General features: G+C 65.8%; 18 protein-coding genes. 9 read left to right on the forward strand and 9 right to left on the reverse strand.

Annotated features, from left to right (window positions below; translation table 11 throughout):
• Positions 1–205 precede the first annotated feature (205 nt).
• Positions 206–1,468 carry a cytochrome P450 family protein gene (locus tag AC5592_RS11505; protein WP_036509390.1) on the forward strand — a complete coding sequence of 421 codons (1,263 nt, stop codon included), beginning with the start codon at positions 206–208 and terminating at the stop codon, positions 1,466–1,468.
• Here AC5592_RS11505 and AC5592_RS11510 read toward each other — a convergent pair.
• From AC5592_RS11510 to AC5592_RS11525, 4 genes are read right to left on the reverse strand one after another with little or no spacing between them, the layout of a single operon-like run.
• Positions 1,465–1,593, reverse strand: a complete 129-nt coding sequence (locus AC5592_RS11510; RefSeq protein WP_269750175.1) for a hypothetical protein — start codon at positions 1,591–1,593, stop codon at positions 1,465–1,467. The genes AC5592_RS11505 and AC5592_RS11510 overlap by 4 nt on opposite strands.
• Entirely contained in the window at positions 1,590–3,275 is a 1,686-nt protein-coding gene (locus AC5592_RS11515) for a CocE/NonD family hydrolase (RefSeq protein WP_063064133.1), read from the reverse strand. The genes AC5592_RS11510 and AC5592_RS11515 overlap by 4 nt, the downstream gene beginning before the upstream one ends.
• Positions 3,272–3,733 carry a MarR family winged helix-turn-helix transcriptional regulator gene (locus AC5592_RS11520; RefSeq protein ID WP_063064134.1) on the reverse strand — a complete coding sequence of 154 codons (462 nt, stop codon included), beginning with the start codon at positions 3,731–3,733 and terminating at the stop codon, positions 3,272–3,274. Before AC5592_RS11520 ends, AC5592_RS11515 begins: the two co-directional genes overlap by 4 nt.
• A complete protein-coding gene (locus AC5592_RS11525; RefSeq protein ID WP_063064135.1) occupies positions 3,730–4,968 on the reverse strand; it encodes a flavin-dependent oxidoreductase in 1,239 nt (412 codons plus the stop codon). Before AC5592_RS11525 ends, AC5592_RS11520 begins: the two co-directional genes overlap by 4 nt.
• Positions 4,969–5,109: 141 nt before the next feature.
• Between AC5592_RS11525 and AC5592_RS11530 the strand changes: the two genes are divergently transcribed.
• The 4 genes from AC5592_RS11530 to AC5592_RS11545 are packed head-to-tail and all read left to right on the forward strand — an operon-like array spanning position 5,110 to position 8,215.
• A complete protein-coding gene (locus tag AC5592_RS11530; RefSeq protein ID WP_157121751.1) occupies positions 5,110–5,679 on the forward strand; it encodes a DUF3558 domain-containing protein in 570 nt (189 codons plus the stop codon).
• 16 nt (positions 5,680–5,695) lie between these two features.
• Complete coding sequence (locus AC5592_RS11535; RefSeq protein WP_157121753.1) at positions 5,696–6,073, forward strand: hypothetical protein; 378 nt, start codon at positions 5,696–5,698, stop codon at positions 6,071–6,073.
• A gap of 27 nt (positions 6,074–6,100) precedes the next feature.
• Positions 6,101–7,405: a hypothetical protein gene (locus AC5592_RS11540; protein ID WP_157121755.1), complete on the forward strand. Its 1,305-nt coding sequence runs from the start codon at positions 6,101–6,103 to the stop codon at positions 7,403–7,405.
• 3 nt (positions 7,406–7,408) lie between these two features.
• A complete protein-coding gene (locus AC5592_RS11545) occupies positions 7,409–8,215 on the forward strand; it encodes an ESX secretion-associated protein EspG (protein WP_063064138.1) in 807 nt (268 codons plus the stop codon).
• A gap of 40 nt (positions 8,216–8,255) precedes the next feature.
• On the opposite strand, the gene AC5592_RS11550 is transcribed toward AC5592_RS11545, so the two are convergent.
• Both AC5592_RS11550 and AC5592_RS11555 read right to left on the reverse strand, forming a co-directional pair.
• Positions 8,256–8,909 carry a Uma2 family endonuclease gene (locus AC5592_RS11550; protein WP_063064139.1) on the reverse strand — a complete coding sequence of 218 codons (654 nt, stop codon included), beginning with the start codon at positions 8,907–8,909 and terminating at the stop codon, positions 8,256–8,258.
• A gap of 99 nt (positions 8,910–9,008) precedes the next feature.
• Positions 9,009–9,365: a YybH family protein gene (locus AC5592_RS11555; protein WP_063064140.1), complete on the reverse strand. Its 357-nt coding sequence runs from the start codon at positions 9,363–9,365 to the stop codon at positions 9,009–9,011.
• 174 nt (positions 9,366–9,539) lie between these two features.
• On the opposite strand from AC5592_RS11555, the gene AC5592_RS11560 reads away from it, so the two are divergent.
• Positions 9,540–10,997, forward strand: coding sequence for an amidase (locus tag AC5592_RS11560; RefSeq protein ID WP_063064210.1), 1,458 nt, complete (start codon positions 9,540–9,542; stop codon positions 10,995–10,997).
• A 44-nt stretch (positions 10,998–11,041) separates the two neighbouring features.
• On the opposite strand, the gene AC5592_RS11565 is transcribed toward AC5592_RS11560, so the two are convergent.
• The 3 genes from AC5592_RS11565 to AC5592_RS11575 all read right to left on the reverse strand — a co-directional run bounded on the left by AC5592_RS11565 (position 11,042) and on the right by AC5592_RS11575 (position 13,150).
• A complete protein-coding gene (locus AC5592_RS11565) occupies positions 11,042–11,374 on the reverse strand; it encodes a helix-turn-helix domain-containing protein (protein ID WP_063064141.1) in 333 nt (110 codons plus the stop codon).
• A 109-nt stretch (positions 11,375–11,483) separates the two neighbouring features.
• Positions 11,484–11,738, reverse strand: a complete 255-nt coding sequence (locus tag AC5592_RS11570; RefSeq protein ID WP_232329307.1) for a type II toxin-antitoxin system RelE/ParE family toxin — start codon at positions 11,736–11,738, stop codon at positions 11,484–11,486.
• Between the two features lie 83 nt (positions 11,739–11,821).
• Positions 11,822–13,150, reverse strand: a complete 1,329-nt coding sequence (locus tag AC5592_RS11575; protein WP_063064142.1) for an NERD domain-containing protein — start codon at positions 13,148–13,150, stop codon at positions 11,822–11,824.
• A gap of 427 nt (positions 13,151–13,577) precedes the next feature.
• Here AC5592_RS11575 and AC5592_RS11580 point away from each other — a divergent pair, with 427 nt between their 5' ends.
• The 3 genes from AC5592_RS11580 (at position 13,578) to AC5592_RS11590 (ending at position 19,391) form a co-directional block, all read left to right on the forward strand.
• The gene (locus tag AC5592_RS11580; protein WP_084506547.1) at positions 13,578–14,819 is read left to right on the forward strand and encodes a cytochrome P450; all 1,242 of its coding nucleotides are present in this window, start codon (positions 13,578–13,580) and stop codon (positions 14,817–14,819) included.
• Between the two features lie 244 nt (positions 14,820–15,063).
• A complete protein-coding gene (locus tag AC5592_RS11585; protein ID WP_232329308.1) occupies positions 15,064–16,743 on the forward strand; it encodes a bifunctional metallophosphatase/5'-nucleotidase in 1,680 nt (559 codons plus the stop codon).
• A gap of 485 nt (positions 16,744–17,228) precedes the next feature.
• Complete coding sequence (locus AC5592_RS11590; RefSeq protein ID WP_063064145.1) at positions 17,229–19,391, forward strand: Eco57I restriction-modification methylase domain-containing protein; 2,163 nt, start codon at positions 17,229–17,231, stop codon at positions 19,389–19,391.

The following is a 19,391-nucleotide window of genomic DNA, read 5'->3' on the forward strand; positions in this document are numbered from 1 at the left end:
CGTGTCCCGCGAAGTGGTCAATCGACCAGTGGGATAACGCTGCCGCAGGGTGCGCGCCTTCTGCTCACAGGACGCCTGTCCGTTTTCGAAAACGCTAGCTGGAGGGCTGCCACAGCCCCTATCCTCACCAAGCACGAGGTGACGCTGTCGGCTGACGGCGAATCCCCTGCCGCGCTTGTTGGTTCATTCTCTGGAGTCACCCCCTTTGTCAACCCCACCTTCCGACCTGGCTGCGGCCCCCGGCTGCCCTGTCCATCAGGCCGGTACACCCTTCGACACCGACGGCCCCCGAATCGTGCTGGACACACCGGCATTCGTCGCCGACCCCCATCGCGCCTACGAGGCGATGCGCCGCCGCTTCGGCTCCATCGTGCCGATCGAGCTGGCGCCCGGCGTGCCGGCGACGCTGGTCATCGGCTATCACACCGCGTTGCAGATCCTCAACGATCCCGACCACTTCCCGGCCGACCCGCGGGCGTGGGAGCGAACCGTTCCCGCGGATTGCCCGGTGCGGCCGATCATGGAGTGGTATCCGAACGTGATCCGCAGCGCGGGCAGTGCGCATGCGCGGTATCGGCAGGCGTTCACGGCGGCCTTCGACCGGGTCGACCTGCACGAATTGCACACCACCGTCGAGAAGATCGCCATCCCGCTGATCAACGAGTTCTGCGAGTCGGGTTCGGCGGATCTGGTGTCGCAATACGCATTTCCGCTGGCGTTCGAGGTGCTGAACCGTATGGTCGGCTGTTCGGCGGATCTGGGCCGTCGCGTGGCCACCGGGATGGCGGCGATCTTCGATACGGTGAACGCCGCATGGGGGATGGACCATATGAGTCAGGCGCTGATGGAGCAGGTGCAGCTGCGCCGTGCCGCGCCCGCCGACGATGTCACCTCGCATCTCGCCCACCATCCGGCCAAGCTCAACGACGAGGAGATGGTTCGCAACCTGATCGTCTTCTACGGCGGAGGCATCGAACCGCAGCAGAATCTGATTTCCAACACGCTGCTGCTGATGATCACCGACGAGCGTTTCGGCGGCGACATCCTCGCGGGCAGCCTGTCGACGCGCGATGCGCTCGACGAGGTGCTGTTCACCGATCCACCGCTGGCCAACTTCTGCATGACCTACCCTCGCCAGCCGATTCTGATCGACACCACCTGGCTGCCTGCCAATCAACCGGTGATCATCAGTCTGGCCGCGTGCAATAACGATCCCGAGATCGCGGGCGGCGATCGCACCGGTAATCGCTCGCATCTGGCCTGGGGTGCGGGCCCGCATGCGTGTCCGGCCCGGTCGGTGGCGTATCTGGTGGTACAGGATGCGATCGATCAGCTGCTCGACGCGCTGCCGGAAATCCGCCTCGCTGTCGATCCGAGTGAGATCAGTTGGCGGCCTGGGCCGTTCCATCGCTCGATGACGGCACTGCCGGTCACGTTCCCGCCGTCACCTCGGCTGCATCTGGTCTAGGTGAGGCGATAGGCGGTGTAGCGACCGCGTTTCGCGGCGCGGGTCACCCCGTGGTCCTCCGGCGGGCCCAGGCGTGCCTCCACCCGGAACGCCACCTCCAAGCCGGGCACTGCCGGGGCACTCACGATGACCACACCGGCAGTTCGATCCGCGACGGAGACACGGGGGCGTGTGAGATCTCTTGCGTCGCAGAGTGAATGGTGGCTGCGGTGGCGGCCGGCTCGCCGGATCCGGGATTGCGGGCGTATCGCGGATGGGCGCCGGAACTGATCTGCACGCTGATGCGGTGGCCGGCCGCGAACCGGTGAAAGGTGGGCCGCAGCCGCACCTCGACATCCCGGAAACCGTCCGCGTCCGGCACCGGATCCGTCTCGGTCGTGGCGATGCTGCCGATGCGGCGGATACCGTCGCACACGGTCATCGATCGCCCGTCCGGATGGAGATCGCAGATCCGGACGAAGATGTCGGCGCTGGGTTGTGACGATCGAAAGCTGATGCGCGCCACCGGTTCTCCGGCGACCGTGACCGGGGTGGTGAGCGGCTCACCTCGGAATACGGTGACGTCGGCGCGACGCTCGTGTGCGGCGTTGTCGACCGGGCTCGAGGTCGGGCCCAGGCTGGGGCCGCCGACGGCGGGTGTGGGATCGGCGGGGTCGTAGACGTAGCTGGTGATGCCGCCTTCCGGGGCATCGGGGCCGAGCTTGCGTGAGGCGTGCAGGTACAGCGTTTCGCTCGCTGTGCCGGACGGTGGCCAGGTTTGCAGGTCGTGCCATTGTTCGGCGCCGGTGAGATAGGCGCGCACCGGTGCTACCCGCTTGCTCGGAGCATCGGCGAAATGCTCCTTCAAGAACTCCACTGTCTCGGCGACCGTCGGTGCGCCCATATCTCGGGTGAGATGGCCCCACGGGCCGACAGTGAGGCGCGGTGGTCGTCCCGCTTCGGCGAGCTGTGCGTAGTTGCGCAGCTGCCACGGCAGGAAGATGTCGTACCAACCGGTGATCATGTACACCGGCGCGGTGACATCGGGAACCGACGCGGTATGCGACTGCTGGGTCCAATACTCGTCGGTGAGCCGTTCGTGACCGACCCAGTCCTGGTACCAGTGCACCGTGCGCCCGTTGGCGGTCACATCGCCGCGCGATAGCGGTAGCACGTCGAATGCCTTGCGCAGCTTGCGATCCGGACGCAACTGACCCAGCACCAGGGCGAGCAGTTCGCGGTGGATCATCCGGTCCATCATCTGCGTCCAGCCGAGCGCGTTGCGCAGTGCGAAGGCCGCGTTGTCCCAGGTGATGGCACCGAAATCGGGCATCGTCACGACCAGGCAGAGGGCATCGGGCGCGATGTCCGGGTCCTCCTTCTGCAGCTTTCCCGCCACCGCCCACTGGGTGAAGCCCATATAGCTGGGTCCGAAGGTGACCACCGGCCCTGTGCACCAGTCTTGTTCGCGAACCCAGCGGTGAGTCGCGATACCGTCGCGCTGCTCGTCGATCTGCGGGGTGAACACACCACGGGAACCCCAGGTTCCGCGGCAGCTCTGGAACAGCACCGGAAAACCCTCGCGGGCCAGGGCGCGGGCATGGCCGGCGACGGGTCCGCTGCGCCCGTACGGGCCACGGATCACGATGGTGGGCAGCCTCGGATCGGCGTTGCCGATCGGTGTGATCAGGTCGGCGAGCAACTCGACACCGTCGTCCATCGGGACGCGCAGGTTCTTGCGGACGGCGATGTCGTGCGGACCGGGAGCCAGTCCCTTGATGATCCGCGCTTGTATCCACCGTGAAAGGCGCTGGCGGGGCGTGCTCATTCGTTTTCCTCCGTGGTCTGGAGTCGTTGGAGAGCCTCGCGCAGGCGTTCGAGCGCGGGGAGGGCGGTGGCCAGCGCGGCGCGGTCCTCGGGATCGAGAGTCGCCGCCGCGGCGTTGATGAGAGCGCCGCTTGCCTCGTCGAAGCGAGCGAACAGATTGTGGGCCCGCGTGGTCGTCGCGATTTCGACGTGGCGGCGGTCGCCGGGCCGGGGGCGGCGCTCGACCAAGCCGCTCGCCTCCATCGCGGTCAGCAGATTGCTGACCGTGGGGCGGCTCAGCCCGAGTCGTCCGGCCAATTCGCTCGAGGTGCTGACGGTGCCGGGCGGCAGGGCGCGCACGATTTCGATCTGCGCATCCGGGATGTCCGGGAGATGTTCGGCGGCGCGGGCGGCGGAGAGCAAGCTTCGGCGCAGCGGTGAGATGACCGATGCCAGCCGGGCAGGATCGAGATCGGTCACGAGACATGCCCCTCGTTGAATGGCGGGGTCAGCGACAGCCGGGTGTTGAGGGTGTCGCGATCGAACCCGGCGGCCTTCTTGTAGCCGGTGGCGATGGCGGCCAACTCTTTCGGCGAGATGACGTCGTGGACGTGCGCGAACCCGTTCGGCGCGCGTTCGTGGGCGAGAACCATGACCTGTTCGGGGCCCTGGTTGCGGTTGCTGTGCACCAGGGCTGTCGTGGCGGGGCGTCGATCCTGCTCATAGGCGGTGACAGCCTCCTCGGGGGTGCGCGCGGTGGCCAAGTGGAACGCGAGGGTACGAGCATCGAGAATGGCTTGTGATGCACCGTTCGAACCGTTCGGGTACATCGGATGCGCCGCGTCGCCGAGCAGGGTGGTCCGCCCGTATGTCCAGCGGTCGAGCGGGTCTCGGTCGACCATCGGATATTCGAGGATTTCGTCTGCGGCACAGAGCAATTCGGTCACTGCCAGCCACGGGAAGCGCCACTCTCGGAACAGATCCACTATCTGGACCGATGCGACCGCGCGATTCCAGTCGGCATTCTGTCCGCCGAATCCGACTGTCCGGCGCTCGGCGATGAAATTGATCGCGCCGCGGATCGGATACGCCACGAACTTCTGCTCGGCATCACCGGCCATGATCATCGTGCGACCGTCGAGGAAGCCGGGGAGCTTCGCTGTCCCGCGCCACAGCATCAGTCCGTTCCACACGGGTGGACCCTCGTCCGGCTGATGCCGGCGGCGTAGGGCCGAATGGATGCCGTCGGCGCCGATGACCAGATCGGCGTCGACCGTCAATTCGCCTGTCGCCGTGGCGAAGTGGGCACGACCGTCGGTGTTAGCGGTGCGGAGGCGATGTCCGGTGCGGACGGTCTGCGCGCCGAGTCTTTCGTTCACGGCATCGAGCAATTCCCTCTGCAGCGTGCCGCGATGCACCGACAGTTGCGGCCAGCGGTATCCGGCTTCGAGACCACGCGGCTCACACCAAATCTCCTGGCCGAACCGGTTGTAGTAAACCAGTTTTCGCGGCGCCACGCCCAGCGCGGCCAACCGCTCGCCGAGGCCGAGTTCGGTCAGCTCACGCACGGCATGCGGAAGCAGATTGATCCCCACACCGAGCGGCCGCAACACATCGGCGCGCTCGTACACGGTCACATCCCGGAATCCGGCCGCATGCAGGCTCAGAGCCGCGGCGAGGCCACCGATGCCGGCGCCGACGATCACGATCCTCATGGGCCAACAGTTTTGCAACAAAACTATTCCTGGGTCAATGGGTGGGGTCGTCTGCGGTGCGCCCGGCTTCCTCTTCTCTTGTGATGATCAATAAGTGGAACCGAGTGGCCGTCGAGTGCGTCCTAGACTCCAGGAGGACGTGTGCGCGGGGATCAACGGGAGGCATCGGTGATACGTAAGGCGGCTACGGCTGTGCTGGCGGTTGCGGTGATGTTGGTGGGGGCCGGGTGTTCCTCGTCGACTTCGGGGACGGCTTCGCCGGAGACGAGTGATCCGAAGGTGGCGACGGCGGCGTTATGGGACCCGTGCACACAGGTCACCGATGGCGTGCTGCGACAGGTGGGCGCAGACCCGTCAACCCGCGAATCCGGCGTAGGCGGTGTGCCAGTCGATGGATGGAAAGTCTGTTCGTGGTCTGCTGCGCCGATGCATGCTCGATCGTTGGTGGTCTGGTCGACCACCTTCTCGCTGGACGACATCAAAAACAAGCAAGACAACGTCGACTTCACGGCGGTTACCGTTGCTGGACGGCAAGGTTGGAAATTCCATCGAGCGAGTGATCGGAACAACGAGAAGTGTGACCTTGTCTTCCCTGCTGCCCCAGGCGCTTACCAGTTGTCGTTCTACAACAACGATCCGGGGGACTCCAAGGCGCCCTGTGACAGCGTGATGGCCGCCGCGCAAGACATCGTGCCCCTGTTTCCGAAATAACGGGATGGTTGTGAACATGGCGCAAAGCGAAGATGTCACACTCTGGATGTTCCTGGCCGAGGAGTCGAAGGCCGGTCGCCTCGAACTGGACCCTTCGGTCTCACGCGATTGTCTGAAAGCGTGTGAGGACCAGCTTGCGGTCTATCGCGACTGCCGACAGATGCTGGGAAATATGTCGAATGTGACCGGGCTCGGGGACTTCCCCGCGGCCGATCAACTCGCGAAGATGTTGGGCGCCAAAGCCATCGGCGGCGAGGGAGATTTTGACACAGCCTTCCGCGACCACATCGAGGTGCTCCAACTCATCCGCGACACCATCAAGCACTCCGTCGACCGCCTCGTCGACCACGACCAGCAGAACGCCGGCACCATCGCCGGCTCCGAGAACCACTGACCGGGGGAGCACATGGTACTTCCACTCGTGCCGCTGGTTGCTGCCCTCTGGGAGCAGCACAAGGGCGGCCCGCCCGACTCTTTCGCGAATGCGCAGGGCGATCAGAGCCCGGACGCGACCGCGGCGCGCAACCGGATCAACCAGATCGTGAACGGCGGATTCGGAGGGCAATACCAGAACCCGCAGGTCGGCCAGGACGCGTACAAGAATCCGCAGAATATCGACAATTTGTACGACCGTATTCAGAAGATGCAGCCCAGCACGGTGGTGACGTTGCACAACTTCTGGGAGGGGCTGCGGAACAAAATCGAGAACGGGCACAACACTTTCGGGCCGCAGATTCAGAAGGCCATTCAGGAGAAGTGGCAGGGTGCGGCGGCTCAGAAGACTGCCGAGGGCATCAAGAGTTTCACCGACAAAGAAAAAGATCTGGTGAGCTCCGCTCAGTTGGTCAGCGAGAAGGTGAAGCTTGTTCGCTCGGCGGTGGAGATCGTCAAACCTGCCGCGCAGCCGACTCCGCACACGAGTTGGACCAGCGATCTTGCCGGTTGGGTGCCGGGGCCGACGTGGAAACTGAACGACCACCGCAAAACTCAGGCCGGCGCGGCGAACGAGCACTTGATCAACAACGTGTTCTACCCGGCCGTGCGCGAGAGTGACACGCAGGTGCCGTTGGCGCCTCGGCCGTACAATCCCGTGAATACGCCCGACGACACGGAATGGAAGCCGTCGGGAGTTCCGCCGGTAGGCCCGCCCTCGAAGGGCCCCGACGATGGCCACGGCCCCGGTGATACCGATCAGCCCAAACCGCCGAATCCCGATCAAGGTCCGGGGGACGGCACCGCACCGAGCGCGGTCGACCCGTCGACATTGACCGGCTCGGCGCAGAATCCCGCGAAAACCACCGCGGCCAGCGCCAACCCGGCTGGATGGGATCCGTCAGCGGCCGGCACACAGACCACCCCGTCGGCAGTGACGCCTTCGGGTATCGACCCACGGACCGGGCTCCCGTACGGTTCGGGCGGACCCGGCGTGGCGGGAACCGTTGGCGGCTCCGGCAATTCGCCCGGTCGCGGTACATCGGTGCCAGGGGCCGGCGCGCCGGGGCAAGGGACGGCTCGTGGGTTGGCGACCGGTGTGGGCAAGGGGGCAGCCGGGATGAACGGTATGCCCGGCATGATGCCGCCCGGCGCCAAGTCGAAGAAAGAGGAAGAGAAGACCCACAAGTCCAAGATCAGCGAGGAGTTGGTGTCACGGGACAACGGCGACGAACTGACCGGCCTTTCCGAGGAACAACGGCAGAAGACCGTCCCGCCGGTCTTGGGTGAATAGCCCATGGCAGGTTGGACTTTCAGCGCGCTCGGCTTCACCGTCCTGTGGCGTGCCGCGGGACACGACATCCTGCCGTATCCCTTACAGTTCCGCTCCACCGCCGAGACCTCGGACGAACTGGAAGCCCAGTGGAAAGCCGAAGCCGCCGACCTCGCCGGCCGCATCGACGACAACGCGGAAGCCGCGGTGCGCATCCTCCACGGCCCCGAATCACGCATCGAGATCGCCGGATTCGCCGCCGCGTCGAACGGTTCGGGCGATCTCGAGCAGATGGGTGATCCACGCCATCGCGTCCGTATCCACGCGGCCGTGCACTACCGGCAGGCGGTCCTGGTCACTCAGCAACCCTCATCCGACCCGGAATCCGGTGGGACCGTGCGGATGTCGCTCCTGCGCGCCGAAAACCTCACCCGCCACCTGCTCGCCGCCATCCCCGGCCACACCCGAGGCACCCGCCCCGCCCTGCAGGTCAACCGCGCCGACCTCACCGACGACGACCGCCCCTACACCGCATTCCACGACGACTCCCCCCGCTCACCCCGCGACGAAGCCGCCCGCTTCTTCGAACGCCCCCGCAGCACCGTCCTCCACGTCGCCGTCTGCGCAGGCCCCGCCTGGGACCGCCGCCCCACCCCGGCCCGCGATTTCCACATCATGGACTACTCCGACGGCCGCTACCTCGTCCGCCACACCAAACACGACCTCCGCGCCGACCCCGCCGACACATCCATCGTCCAGAACCACCTGCAACGCCTCATCGACGCGACGGTCCAGGGCTTCCGCGAGGACAACGATCCGAGTTACGCGTGAAATGTTTCCAAATACTCGAATCTGATCCGGGCCTCCAGCATCAGTATTCGAGTTCGCGCCACGCGGTGACGATGGGGAATGGAAAATCTATCCGTACTTCTTCCGAGTCGGTGGGGGACCATTCGCCGGCGAGCAAGTAGTTGGCGGGATGCAGCGGTCGGACGCCCGGAGGTAGGTCGCCGTGCCCCGTTTCGAGGGCGTAGGCGCGAGTCGTGGCGATCGCGCTTTCCGTTCGAGCCAGGGTCACCTCCCAGTACCAGGGGATTCCGGCACCCGCATAGCGCGCCTTCTTGGCTTCCATATCGGATTGGGTGTTGGTCGGCGACAGTACCTCGCCGACAAGCAACGCGTCGGCCGAGCGAATGTCCTGGTACGGGGACCCGAGGCAACGATGCACGAGAACAGCCGGGGTCAGGAAGTCGGACTTACCGTTATTGCCGAGGAAAACATTCGTCTCGGTCGTCACTCGCCAATACTGGTCGGGAACCGTTCGAGTGACTTCCCGAGTGTGCCGCTCGAGCGCGGCCCACAGACGGTTGGTGAAGATCTGGTGCTCGGCCGGACCGCGGCGAACCCACACCACACGACCATTCCACAGCTCGATCTGCGCGGAGATCTCCTCGGGCAACTGTTCGAGTTCTTCCCAGGTCATGAACTCCGGGAGGTCGGGGCGCTCGATCCGTGGCTGGGACATGTCGTCATCGTAGGCCTGCCGGGTGGTCCGATGCGGTGCTGCGGGAGCGGCCGGGGTATGTCCATCGAGCGCTCCTCATTGTTCCGCGCATCGAATGGGCTACTGCTGCTGATCTTCGTAGAACGCGCGCACGTGGGCGGCGTGGCCATCCTGGTCGAGTTGGACGACATCGAGGACTCGATTGCCGTTTTCGCGGCGGTAGAGCAGGGCGTAACCACCGGGGCTGGTCAGCAGTGCTTCTTCGGTGAATGTGAGGGCGGGAGCGAGCTGCAAGCCGAGTTCGAAGTGCTTGCGTAGTTCGGACTTGCCGTGTAGCCGGCCATCGGGTGTGCCCCACCGGCGCGTCACGGTAGAGGCGACGAAGTCGACGTTGTCGGCGTAGCAGGCCATGATCGCGTCGAGGTCGCGCGCGCTCCATGCCGCCAGCCAGGCGTCGGCGTGTGCTCTAGCTTCCATATCCGCATTATGCGGACACCGTCGCTGTCGGTGTGCTGCGGGCAATTGCTTTCTGTGGGAATAAATTTCGTCCGTCGGAGGTTGGGGGAGTCGCGTCTGTCACCGCGCCGCCGGACGGACGCGTCGGCGACGAACAATAGGGGCGCCACGCACCCGGAGATGCAAGGAGAACTGATGCCCGGACCGGAGTTTGCGACGCTGCGGGAGCAGGTAGCCGCGTTGCAGGCCAAGACCATCTCGGCGGCCGAACTGCTCGAACTGAGCATTGCGCGGATCGAGAAGTTCGACGAGAAGGTCAATGCCGTTGTGGTGCGGGACTTCGAGCGTGCTCGCGTTGCGGCGAAACAGGCCGATGCGGCATTGGCGCGGGGCGAGGATGCGCCGCTCCTCGGCGTTCCGGTCGCGGTGAAGGAATCCTTCAATATCGCCGGTCTGCCGACCACGTGGGGGCTTCCCGACGCGAAGGGCTGGGAGCCGGCCGAGGACGCGGTGCTGGTGTCACGTGTCAAGGCAGCGGGCGGGGTTGTCGTCGGCAAAACGAATGTGCCGTTCTTCCTGCGTGATTGGCAGTCCTACAACGACATCTACGGCACGACCAACAATCCTTGGGATCTGACCCGATCGCCCGGGGGCTCGTCCGGAGGGTCGGCCGCAGCGCTCGCGGCGGGGTACGTCTCGCTCGCGCTCGGCTCCGATATCGGCGGCTCCTTGCGGGTTCCGGCGCATTTCTGCGGCGTCTACTCACACAAACCGTCCCGCACCCTGCTGCCGGGTCGCGGACATATACCGCCGCGCACCCCGGCGCTGGCGGCGCCGATGGACCTTCCCGTAGTCGGGCCGATGACTCGCAGCGCTGCCGACCTGACGTTGGCGACACGGCTCTTGGCCGGGCCCGACGACGTGGAAGCGGTCGCTTACAAGCTCGAGTTGCCACCGCCGCGGGGCGAGGAACTCGCACAGTTCCGCGTGCTGATCATCGACAGTCATCCGCTGGTGCCGACCTCCACCGTGATTCGCGACGGTTTCGAACGGCTCGCGCGGGGACTCGAGAAGGCCGGTGCCTCGGTCGCTCGGCAGAGTGCGCTACTGCCCGACCTGACGCTGACAGCGAAAACCTATTTCACACTACTGATGTCGCAATTCGGCGCCGACGCGTCGCCCGACGCCATCCGAGCGATCCAAGCCGTCGTTGCCGAGATCCCGCCGGAGACCGACACCCTCGAGGCGGTCATCCAACGGGCGTTCGTTGCCAGCCACGGCGACTGGATGAAGGCCGATCGCGTCCGCATCGGCCTGGCCGACAGGTGGCGACAGCTGTTCGGCGAATTCGACGTGGTGTTGTGCCCGATCACCCCGACACCCGCCTTCCCCCACGACCATTCGGCCATGGACACCCGCACGCTCGAAATCGACGGCACCGCCTACCCGTACAACTACAACCTGGTCTGGGCGAGTATCGCCACCCTGCTCGGCCTCCCGGCCACCGCGGCGCCGATCGGACGCTCACCGGAAGGGCTGCCCTTCGGCACGCAGATCATCGGGCCCTATCTCGAAGACCGGACAACCTTGCGATTCGCCGAATTGCTCGAGCAGGAGTTCGGCGGATTCACCCCGCCGCCCGGCTTCGAATAGACGCTGTCCACGCGAAGTAGTTGAGCAGGGCGAGAGGTCTCGTCTCAGGCGACCTTCCAGGTACGGTCGCCAAGCGTGACGACAAGGTTGACCGATCCACCCAGAGCCGAGACATACGCTCGGATCGTGTCGATGCCGGACACCTCGCCTCGCTCGATCTTCGAGACTCTCGCCTGCGAAATCCCCAAAGTTTCAGCGACTTCCGTCTGCGTGAGGCCGATCGACTTTCGGATCTCGGCGAGCTGGTGGCCACGCAAATAAGCCTCGTGCCGTTCTCGGGCACGATCTCGTGCTGCAGCGCGTTCTGGCTCGGTTCGGGAATCGGCACGGCGCGCCTTGGCCTTTACTTCGCTCCAAGTGCTGAACTTCGAACTCATCGCTGCTCCTTCAACGCTTCCAGATGCTCAGTGAAGCGCTTGTCGGCCAGAGGGATCGCTTCGTAATACCACCCCTGCCAATCGTCGGCTTTGTCGCCGGCTACCAGGATTATCGCCTCTCTCGCCGGATCAATGCGAACACCATCCTCACCTCCGAGCGACCGGTCGATGCGGGCCTGAGCTCCTTCATGTTGTGGAAGCGGCTGCCCTTCACTCGGTCCACCAGTGGTCTTCCGGCGGCGGGCCCCTCTGCGGACAGATAATCCAGCGCCATTTCGATGAGGTCTCCAGACTCCGGATCGTCCGCGCAGACTGCCAAGAACCACGACTCCACCTCCGGATGAAGACTGATCTCCCAGGTCACCGCATCGGGTATAACCTATTTGTTATAGCAGGGCCTTCTCGGTGAACGAGCGACGCTGGTGCTGAACTCGCGGCTGAAATGCGTCAGCAGCCTGCTTGGAACGGATAGCAGGTTGCCCCTTCGGTAGGCGTTGTCGAACGCGGTGAGGTGCCTTGCCGCTCAGTGGGCGTGACGGGCGATGTCGGGATCGGTGTCGTTGTCCTCTCGGGTGCGCGGACCTGGGATGGTGCCGGTTGAGAGCCGGTTTGGGCGCGGGGGTGGTCATTGCCTGCCATGTAGCCGATGCCGCAGACGAGGATCAGGGAGGCGGCGATTCCCAGGAGTGCGGTGCGGAGGCGGTGGTTGGCTGGGGGCTGGGTTCGTGGGTCGACCTCTGGGGCAGGCTCGTGCCAGTTGGGCTCCGGTGCGTCACCTTGCGGGGTTGTGATCGGCGCGGTGTGGGCGGTGGTGCCGGATGGGAAGGGGCGGATCGAATCTGTCCGTGCAGGCGGGATGGGTGAACCTGTCGGGACCGCTTGCGGATTCGCTTCGACCTCGTATGCCATCTCGGGTTGGGCGTACGGTGTGCCCGACGGGGTAGAGATGTACGACGGGGCTGCGGGGGTTGACTCGTCCTGCGAAGGCGGGATGTGCGAACTTGCCGGATCCGCTTGTGCAAACGGTTCGGTTTGGCCTGCTGGATCCGGCTGGGCGGTCGGTGCGCCTGAGGGGGCGGCCGACGAAGCAGTTGGGTCTGTGTCCCCATCCCCCCGAACCGCTGGCACCTCGGTCGGAAAGCCTTCCCCCACCAGGTCGGCGTACAACCGCCGGCGGCTTTCGGCGTCGCGGGTGCGGTCGACTCGCAGGGCCGTCAGTACGGTGACGACCAATTCGGCGGTCCACGGGGTTCGGTCGCGGTGCTGGGCGGTTCGGCCGAACCACGAGTACAGCTGGGAGGCGCTGTCGCCGAGGAGGACGGTGAAACCGCCGGGCATCGGGCCCTTGTCGAGGGTCAGTGTGCTGCCGGACTTGGGCATGAGCAGGATCAGGCCGTCGACGAACGGTTCCGGGCCGCGGGTCAGTTCGGCGACGAAGGTTCTCAACGCGGAGACCGGTCTGCGCACTTGGTGGAGCGGGTTGAGGTCGTCGCCGCGGAGTTGGACCGGGTCGCCGTGGATGCCGGGAGCCGACCACCGCTCGTTCATCGAACAGGACAGCGGTCCACGGGCCTTCTTGCGAAGCACGTCGACCTCGATGACAGCCACCGCGTGCGGAGTGAAAACCAGAAGACCGGCTTCGGTGCTCCCGCCGTCCAGCCTCGGGACGTAGACGCCGGAAACAGCGATTCCGGGATGGGTGACGTAGTTCGCGAGCCATTCGACGACCTGCTGTTCGGTCTTCGGTTTGGTGATGTCGCCGTTGATTATCAGCATGGCCGGTTCGACCTCCAGAAGCGTTGTAACACATCAACGTTAACCGAGGGCTTCCACGAAAAGTCGCGTGATAACACTGCGCTGCAAGGGGTTTCGCTACGTCATCGCTGGTGGGCTGCTACGGCGGGAACTTTCGATCGAAAAGTGAGATGAGACAACAGATTCCGACCGGACGGAATGTCGGCTCGAGTCGATCGCTCGACGCGTGCGTGTGATCCCCGCCCGGCTCGGCGTTCCAGCTGGTCGGTGGACGACACCGCGTCTCCGCCGGACGATGCCCCTGGGTGGCCGGGCTGGTCGGAGCATCGCCTTGCCTCGGAAGGGCCGCCAACCGGCCGCCAGAGCCGGAGTCCTTGCGGTCGGCGATCACGGGGTATTGATATTCTCCGCTATGGAATTCTCATTCTCATTGAGAGAGAATGCTTCCATGCCTGACACGCCTAGCCCTGCCACAGCACTCGACGACGCTCCCAAGCCCGATGGCGCCGACGCGGTCTACTGGGACCCGTTCGACCGCGAGATCGCCAAGGATCCCTACCCGATCTATCGGCGGATGCGGGCGGAAGCGCCGCTCTACTACAACGACAAGCACGACTTCTATGCCCTCACCCGCGCGTCGGATATCGATCCGGCGCTGCTCGACTGGGAGACGTACTCGTCGTCGCGGGGGCCGATCCTGGAGATCATCAAGGCGGGGATCGAGATTCCGCCGGGCACGTTGCTGATGGAGGATCCGCCGGCGCACGACATCCATCGCGCGTTGCTCAAGCGAGTGTTCACGCCCAGGCGGGTGATGTCGCTGGAGCCGCAGATCCGCGACCTGTGCCGGCGGTCGCTGGACCGGCTCGCCGGGAAAGACCGGTTCGATCTGATGACCGCGTTCGCGAACGAGGTGCCGATGCGGGTGATCGGCATGCTGCTCGGCATTCCGGAGGCCGATCAGCAGACCGTGCGCGACAAGGCCGACAGCGCGCTACGCACCGAACCCGGACAGGGGATGCAGATCTCCGACAAGGCGATTCCGGATGCGGAGCAGTTCGCGCAATACATCGACTGGCGCGCCGACAATCCGTCCGACGATCTGATGACCGAGTTGATGCGCGCCGAATTCGTCGACACCGAGGGCGTGACGCGGACGTTGACGCGCGACGAGATCCTGACCTACGTCTCCGTCGTCGCCGGAGCCGGCAACGAGACCACCGCCAGGTTGATCGGCTGGCTGGGGGCGCTGCTCGCTCGTCATCCCGAACAGCGCGCCGAACTCGTCGCCGATGCGAGCCTGATCCCGAACGCGATCGAGGAGACCCTGCGATTCGAGCCCACCGGGCACGCCATCGCCCGCTACGTCACGAAAGATGTGGAGCTCTACGGGACCACCGTGCCCGCCGGAAGCGCGATGATGCTGCTGATCGCGTCGGCGAACCGTGACGAGGAGCGCTGGGAAGCCCCCGAGCGGTTCGACATCCACCGCAAGATCAGCAATCTGCGTACCTTCGGCCTCGGCACCCACTTCTGCCTGGGCGCGGCGCTGGCCCGGCTCGAGGGCCGCGTGGCGCTGGAGGAATTGCTGCGCCGCTTCCCGACATGGGACGTCGACTGGGACAACATCACCTTGTCGTCGACCTCGACGGTGCGGGGCTGGGAGACGTTGCCGATCACCGTGGGCTGACGGGTCCGCCCTGCCGGCGTCGTGTTCGCCGCACCCGGGACCGAATGCGGCGCAGCGGCTTCGAGCGCCGCCTCACAGCATTGGCATCACAACAGCTCGCGCCGAAGCGTCGGCATACGCCCGTGGTGGCCTCGGCGTCGCCGCCGTCTGATCGGCCGTTTCGATTCCGCGGAGGTGCAGGGCGACAGCAGAGTTCACCGAACTGTCGTTTCGGGGACGTTCCGGTATGTCAGAGTCTGACGGTATGGGTGTTCTGCGGCGCTTGGCGGCCGGTGGTGTCGTCGCGATGAGTCTGGTCGCACTGTCCGGATGCGGCGGCGGCAGCGACACCGCGCATCAGGGCGCGATACCTCTGGTGTCCACCGGCGACCTCCCGTCGGCCCAGCCCGGTGAGGTGCATCTGTTCGGGTTCAACGATCTGCACGGCCATCTGGAACCGCCGGAGGCGAGCAATGGGCAGGTGGGGGAGTACACCGCGGGTGGGGCGGCGTATCTGGCCACGCATCTGCAGCGGCTGCGGGCGGCGTACCCGGACAGCGCGGTGGTGTCGGCGGGGGACAATATCGGGGCGAGTCCGCTGGTGTCGTCGCTGTTCCACGACGAGCCGACGATCGACTTCCTGAATCAGGTGGGGGTCGCGGCGTCGGCGGTGGGTAATCATGAGCTCGACCACGGGGTCGTCGAGCTGGGACGGTTGCGGGCGGGCGGTTGTGCGCTCGACGGGTGCTCGCCGGGGGAGCCGTTCTCGGGTGCGCGGTTCGATTTCCTCGCCGCCAATCTCACCGACTCCCGCGGTGAGGCCCCGGCCGGGGTGCGGCCGTGGACGATGCTGACGGTCGGCGGCCACAAGATCGGCGTGGTCGGTGTGGTGACGCCGGATACGGTGAATCTCGTTTTCCCGGAAGGCATTCGCGGCTACACCTTCGGCGAGGAGGCCGAGGCGATCAACAAGTACGTGCCTGCCATGAAACAGGCAGGTGCGGAAACCGTTGTCGCTCTTGTGCACGACGGCGGTGCGCAGGGAACACCGGCGAAGACCACCGACTACAACGGTTGCGCCGACATCAGTCCCGATGTGCCGGCATTGGCGGCGCATACGGATCCTGCCGTTCGGGTGCTGCTCACCGGTCACAGCCACCAGGCGTACAACTGCGAATTCGACGGCAAGGTGGTGACCCAGGCCGCGTCCTACGGCCGCCTGATCACCGACGTCACACTGCGGTTCGACCACGGGAAGGTGTCCGCGCACGCGGTGAACCGGGTGGTCACGCGCGATGTCGCTCCCGATCCGGCGGTGGACAAGCTGATCGGGTTCTTCTCCGGTCAGGCGGCGCCGCGTGCGCAACGGGTCGTGGGCACCGCCACGGCGCCACTGATGCGCAGCGATCGCGGCGGCGGTGAATCGCCGCTGGGTGCGGTGATCGCCGATGCGATGCTCGACGTCACCCACGATTCGGCTCGAGCGGTCGCGGCGTTCATGAATCCGGGCGGGGTGCGCGCCGATATCGGTCCCGGGCCGATCACCTACGGCAGCATCTACGAGACGCAGCCGTTCGGCAATCAGGTCGTCACCGTCACCCTGACCGGCCGCCAGATCCTGGACCTGCTGGAACAGCAGTGGGACAACAAGAGCAAACCCGCCCTGCTCGCGGTAGCGGGCATCTCCTACGCCTACGACGACAAGGCCGCGCTGGGGCACAAGGTGGTCGCCGACTCCGTCCGCATCGGCGACCGGCCCGTGAATCCGGTCGCGACCTACCGGGTCACCACCAACAACTTCCTCGCCTCCGGCGGCGACGGATTCGCGGTGTTCACGCGGGGTACGGACACAACGGTCGGCCCGACCGATCTGGACGCCCTGGAGACCTACCTGCGTGATCGAGGCGCGGTCGGCCCACCGGAGGAGCGCGTCCAACGCCGGTGAACGAGCCCGTGACACTCGGTAACACCGCGTGCCGTCCAGCCGTATCTTGTTTCCATGAGCCCTAAATCCGAGAATACCCAGCACGACCTCGGACGACTCGTATCGCTACGGCGACGCCGCAGGTTTGTTGCGCGTCTCGACTTCGCCCCGATGTCCCGCGCAACTCCGGCTCTCGATGTGAGCAGCTTCCGCGCGGACCGGGATCGCACGGCGGATCAGGAATCGGACGATCCGTACGAGTGCTGATCCGCCCGACCGGACCGGGAAATCATCGACACGACCATCACGATCCGCCGCGTTGGACGACCGACTTCCCGCAGGGGCCCGAGAACGAATGCGACCCGATTCCGTTCGACATGGAGGCCGGTCGGGCGTACGGCAGGGTCTGTGCCGCCGTGATCGCTCGCGCCGGTAGAGGCTGACCTTCGGCGGCGCGATACGTCGAGTTCGCCCACATTTGTGCTCGCAGCAGGCACAATGCGGACATGCGCGGCGGGCGGGAGCAGCCAGCAGCAGACCGCCGGGCGGGACGGGAGCCGGGCGGGGGTGGGGCGCGGAAACGGCACGGGCGGCATTACACGCCGCCGCGGTTGGCGGAGTTTCTCGCGGAGCGGATGCTCGCGCATATGCGACCGGGCAGTGAATTGTCGGTGCTCGACCCGGCCTGCGGGAACGGTGAGTTGCTGTCGGCACTGGCACATGTTGCGGCGCAACGCTTTCCGGACACAACCTTGCATCTGGTGGGGTACGACCTGAATGCCGCGGCGGTTCACGAAGCTCGGGCCCGGGGAGTGTCGTGGAACAGCCGATTCAGGAGCCCGCCGCAGGTATGGCCGGAGGAGGGCACCGCCGAATCGCGGGCGCTGGACGCGGTCGGTGCATGCTTCGATGCGGGGCCTGGGACGGATGTCGCGCCGCCGTCGAATCGTATCGTCATCGATTGGCGGGTGGGCGATTTCCTCTGTGCCGCAACCGAGTTGACCGATGCGCACTTCGACGCGGTGATCACGAACCCACCGTATGTGCGGACTCAGCAGCTCGGCGGCGTGACCGCGCAGATGCTGAGCAAGCAGTTCGGGTTGTCGGGACGTATCGATTTGACCCATCCGTTCGTCGCGACGATTCCACGGCTGTTGCGGCCCGGCGGAGTGCTGGGCCTGCTGTGTGCCAACCGATTCCTCAGCACGAAGGCGGGAGCGAATCTGCGGGCGCTGTTGTATGGGGAGTTGACGCCGGTGGAGCTCTACGACCTCGGGGATACTCGGCTGTTCGAGGCGGCGGTGTTGCCGGCGGTGACGATCGCTGTGCGCGGGCGCGAGCAGCGGACCTGCCGGTTCGTCACGGCCTACGAGTCGGAGCGTGAACCGACGTCCGATGCCGACCTGTTCGGCGCTTTGGTCGGCCCGGCCGATTCCGTAGTCGAACACGGCGGGCGTCGCATCGCGGTGGAGACCGGAACACTGTGGACCGGTGCGCACGACAGCGCGGGGCAAGTGCGGAATCCGGAGCTCGGTATGGCCCCCTCCGTGGCAGCGGCCGGCGGGAGGTCACCGTCGAGCGAAAAGTCCACGGCGAGTGGAGAGTCGCCAGTGGTCGCAAGCCGAGCGGGGGCGAGCCGAGCTGCCGGTGGTGTTCCGGCGCACCGCAGCATCTGGATCGGCCGCGAGCATGACGTTGAATCCGGGATGGCAGGGCACGTGGCGTCGATCGACCGGCGGCGCGGGGATGTGGTCGAGCCTGGGCAACCGCCCGCGGACGCGCCTTGGTGGGCACCCGCCGAGGGTGTCGAGGCCGACGTGAAGTGCGACGACGGATCGCTCATGGGCACTTTCGATCCCGCTACTCCGTGGCGCATGTCGCGACCGGATACCGACGCCTGGTTGGCGCGAATCGCCGCCGGCACGTGGCGCACGTTCGGCGAGGTCGCGCGAATCAGGGTGGGAATCAAGACGAATGCGGATCGAGTATTCATCTCGGATCAGTGGGAAAATCGGCCCTGCTGTCCGGAGCCCGAACTGCTCCAGGGGCTGCTGACTCATCACGATCTCGTTCCGTGGCGAATCGCACGCGCCCACGATACCCGCGTGCTGTATCCCTACGATGCTTCCTGTACGTGCCGCACACCGATCGATCTGAACGAATATCCCCGTGCCGCAGCCTATCTCGCTCAGCACAAGGACACCTTGGCCGCTCGGGACTACCTCATCGGCACTGGCCGGGAGTGGTTCGAGATCTGGGTGCCGCAGCGACCGCATCTGTGGTGCCGGCCGAAGGTGGTGTTCCCGGATATCAGTGTGGCGCCGCGGTTCGCGTTCGATCGCAGCGGTGCGGTGGTGAACGGCGACTGCTACTGGATGTCGCTGGCCGATATCGGCGACGAGCGGATCGCCTATTTGCTGATGGGCGTGGCCAATTCGACGCTCGGGCTGCGGTTCTACGATGCCGTGTGCGGAAACCGGCTCTACGCCGGGCGGCGGCGCTGGATCACGCAGTACGTCACCCGGCTTCCGTTGCCCGATCCGAATACCGCTGCGGGACAGCAGCTCACCGATCTGGCTCGTGAATTGGCGAACGGCGGAGCCGAACCCGATGCCGCGCTGCTCGACCGGCGAGTGGCAGCGGCGTTCGGGCTGGGCGAGACCGGGTAG

This window comes from Nocardia violaceofusca NBRC 14427, assembly GCF_963869435.1.
GTDB classification, from domain to species: Bacteria; Actinomycetota; Actinomycetes; order Mycobacteriales; family Mycobacteriaceae; genus Nocardia; species Nocardia aobensis.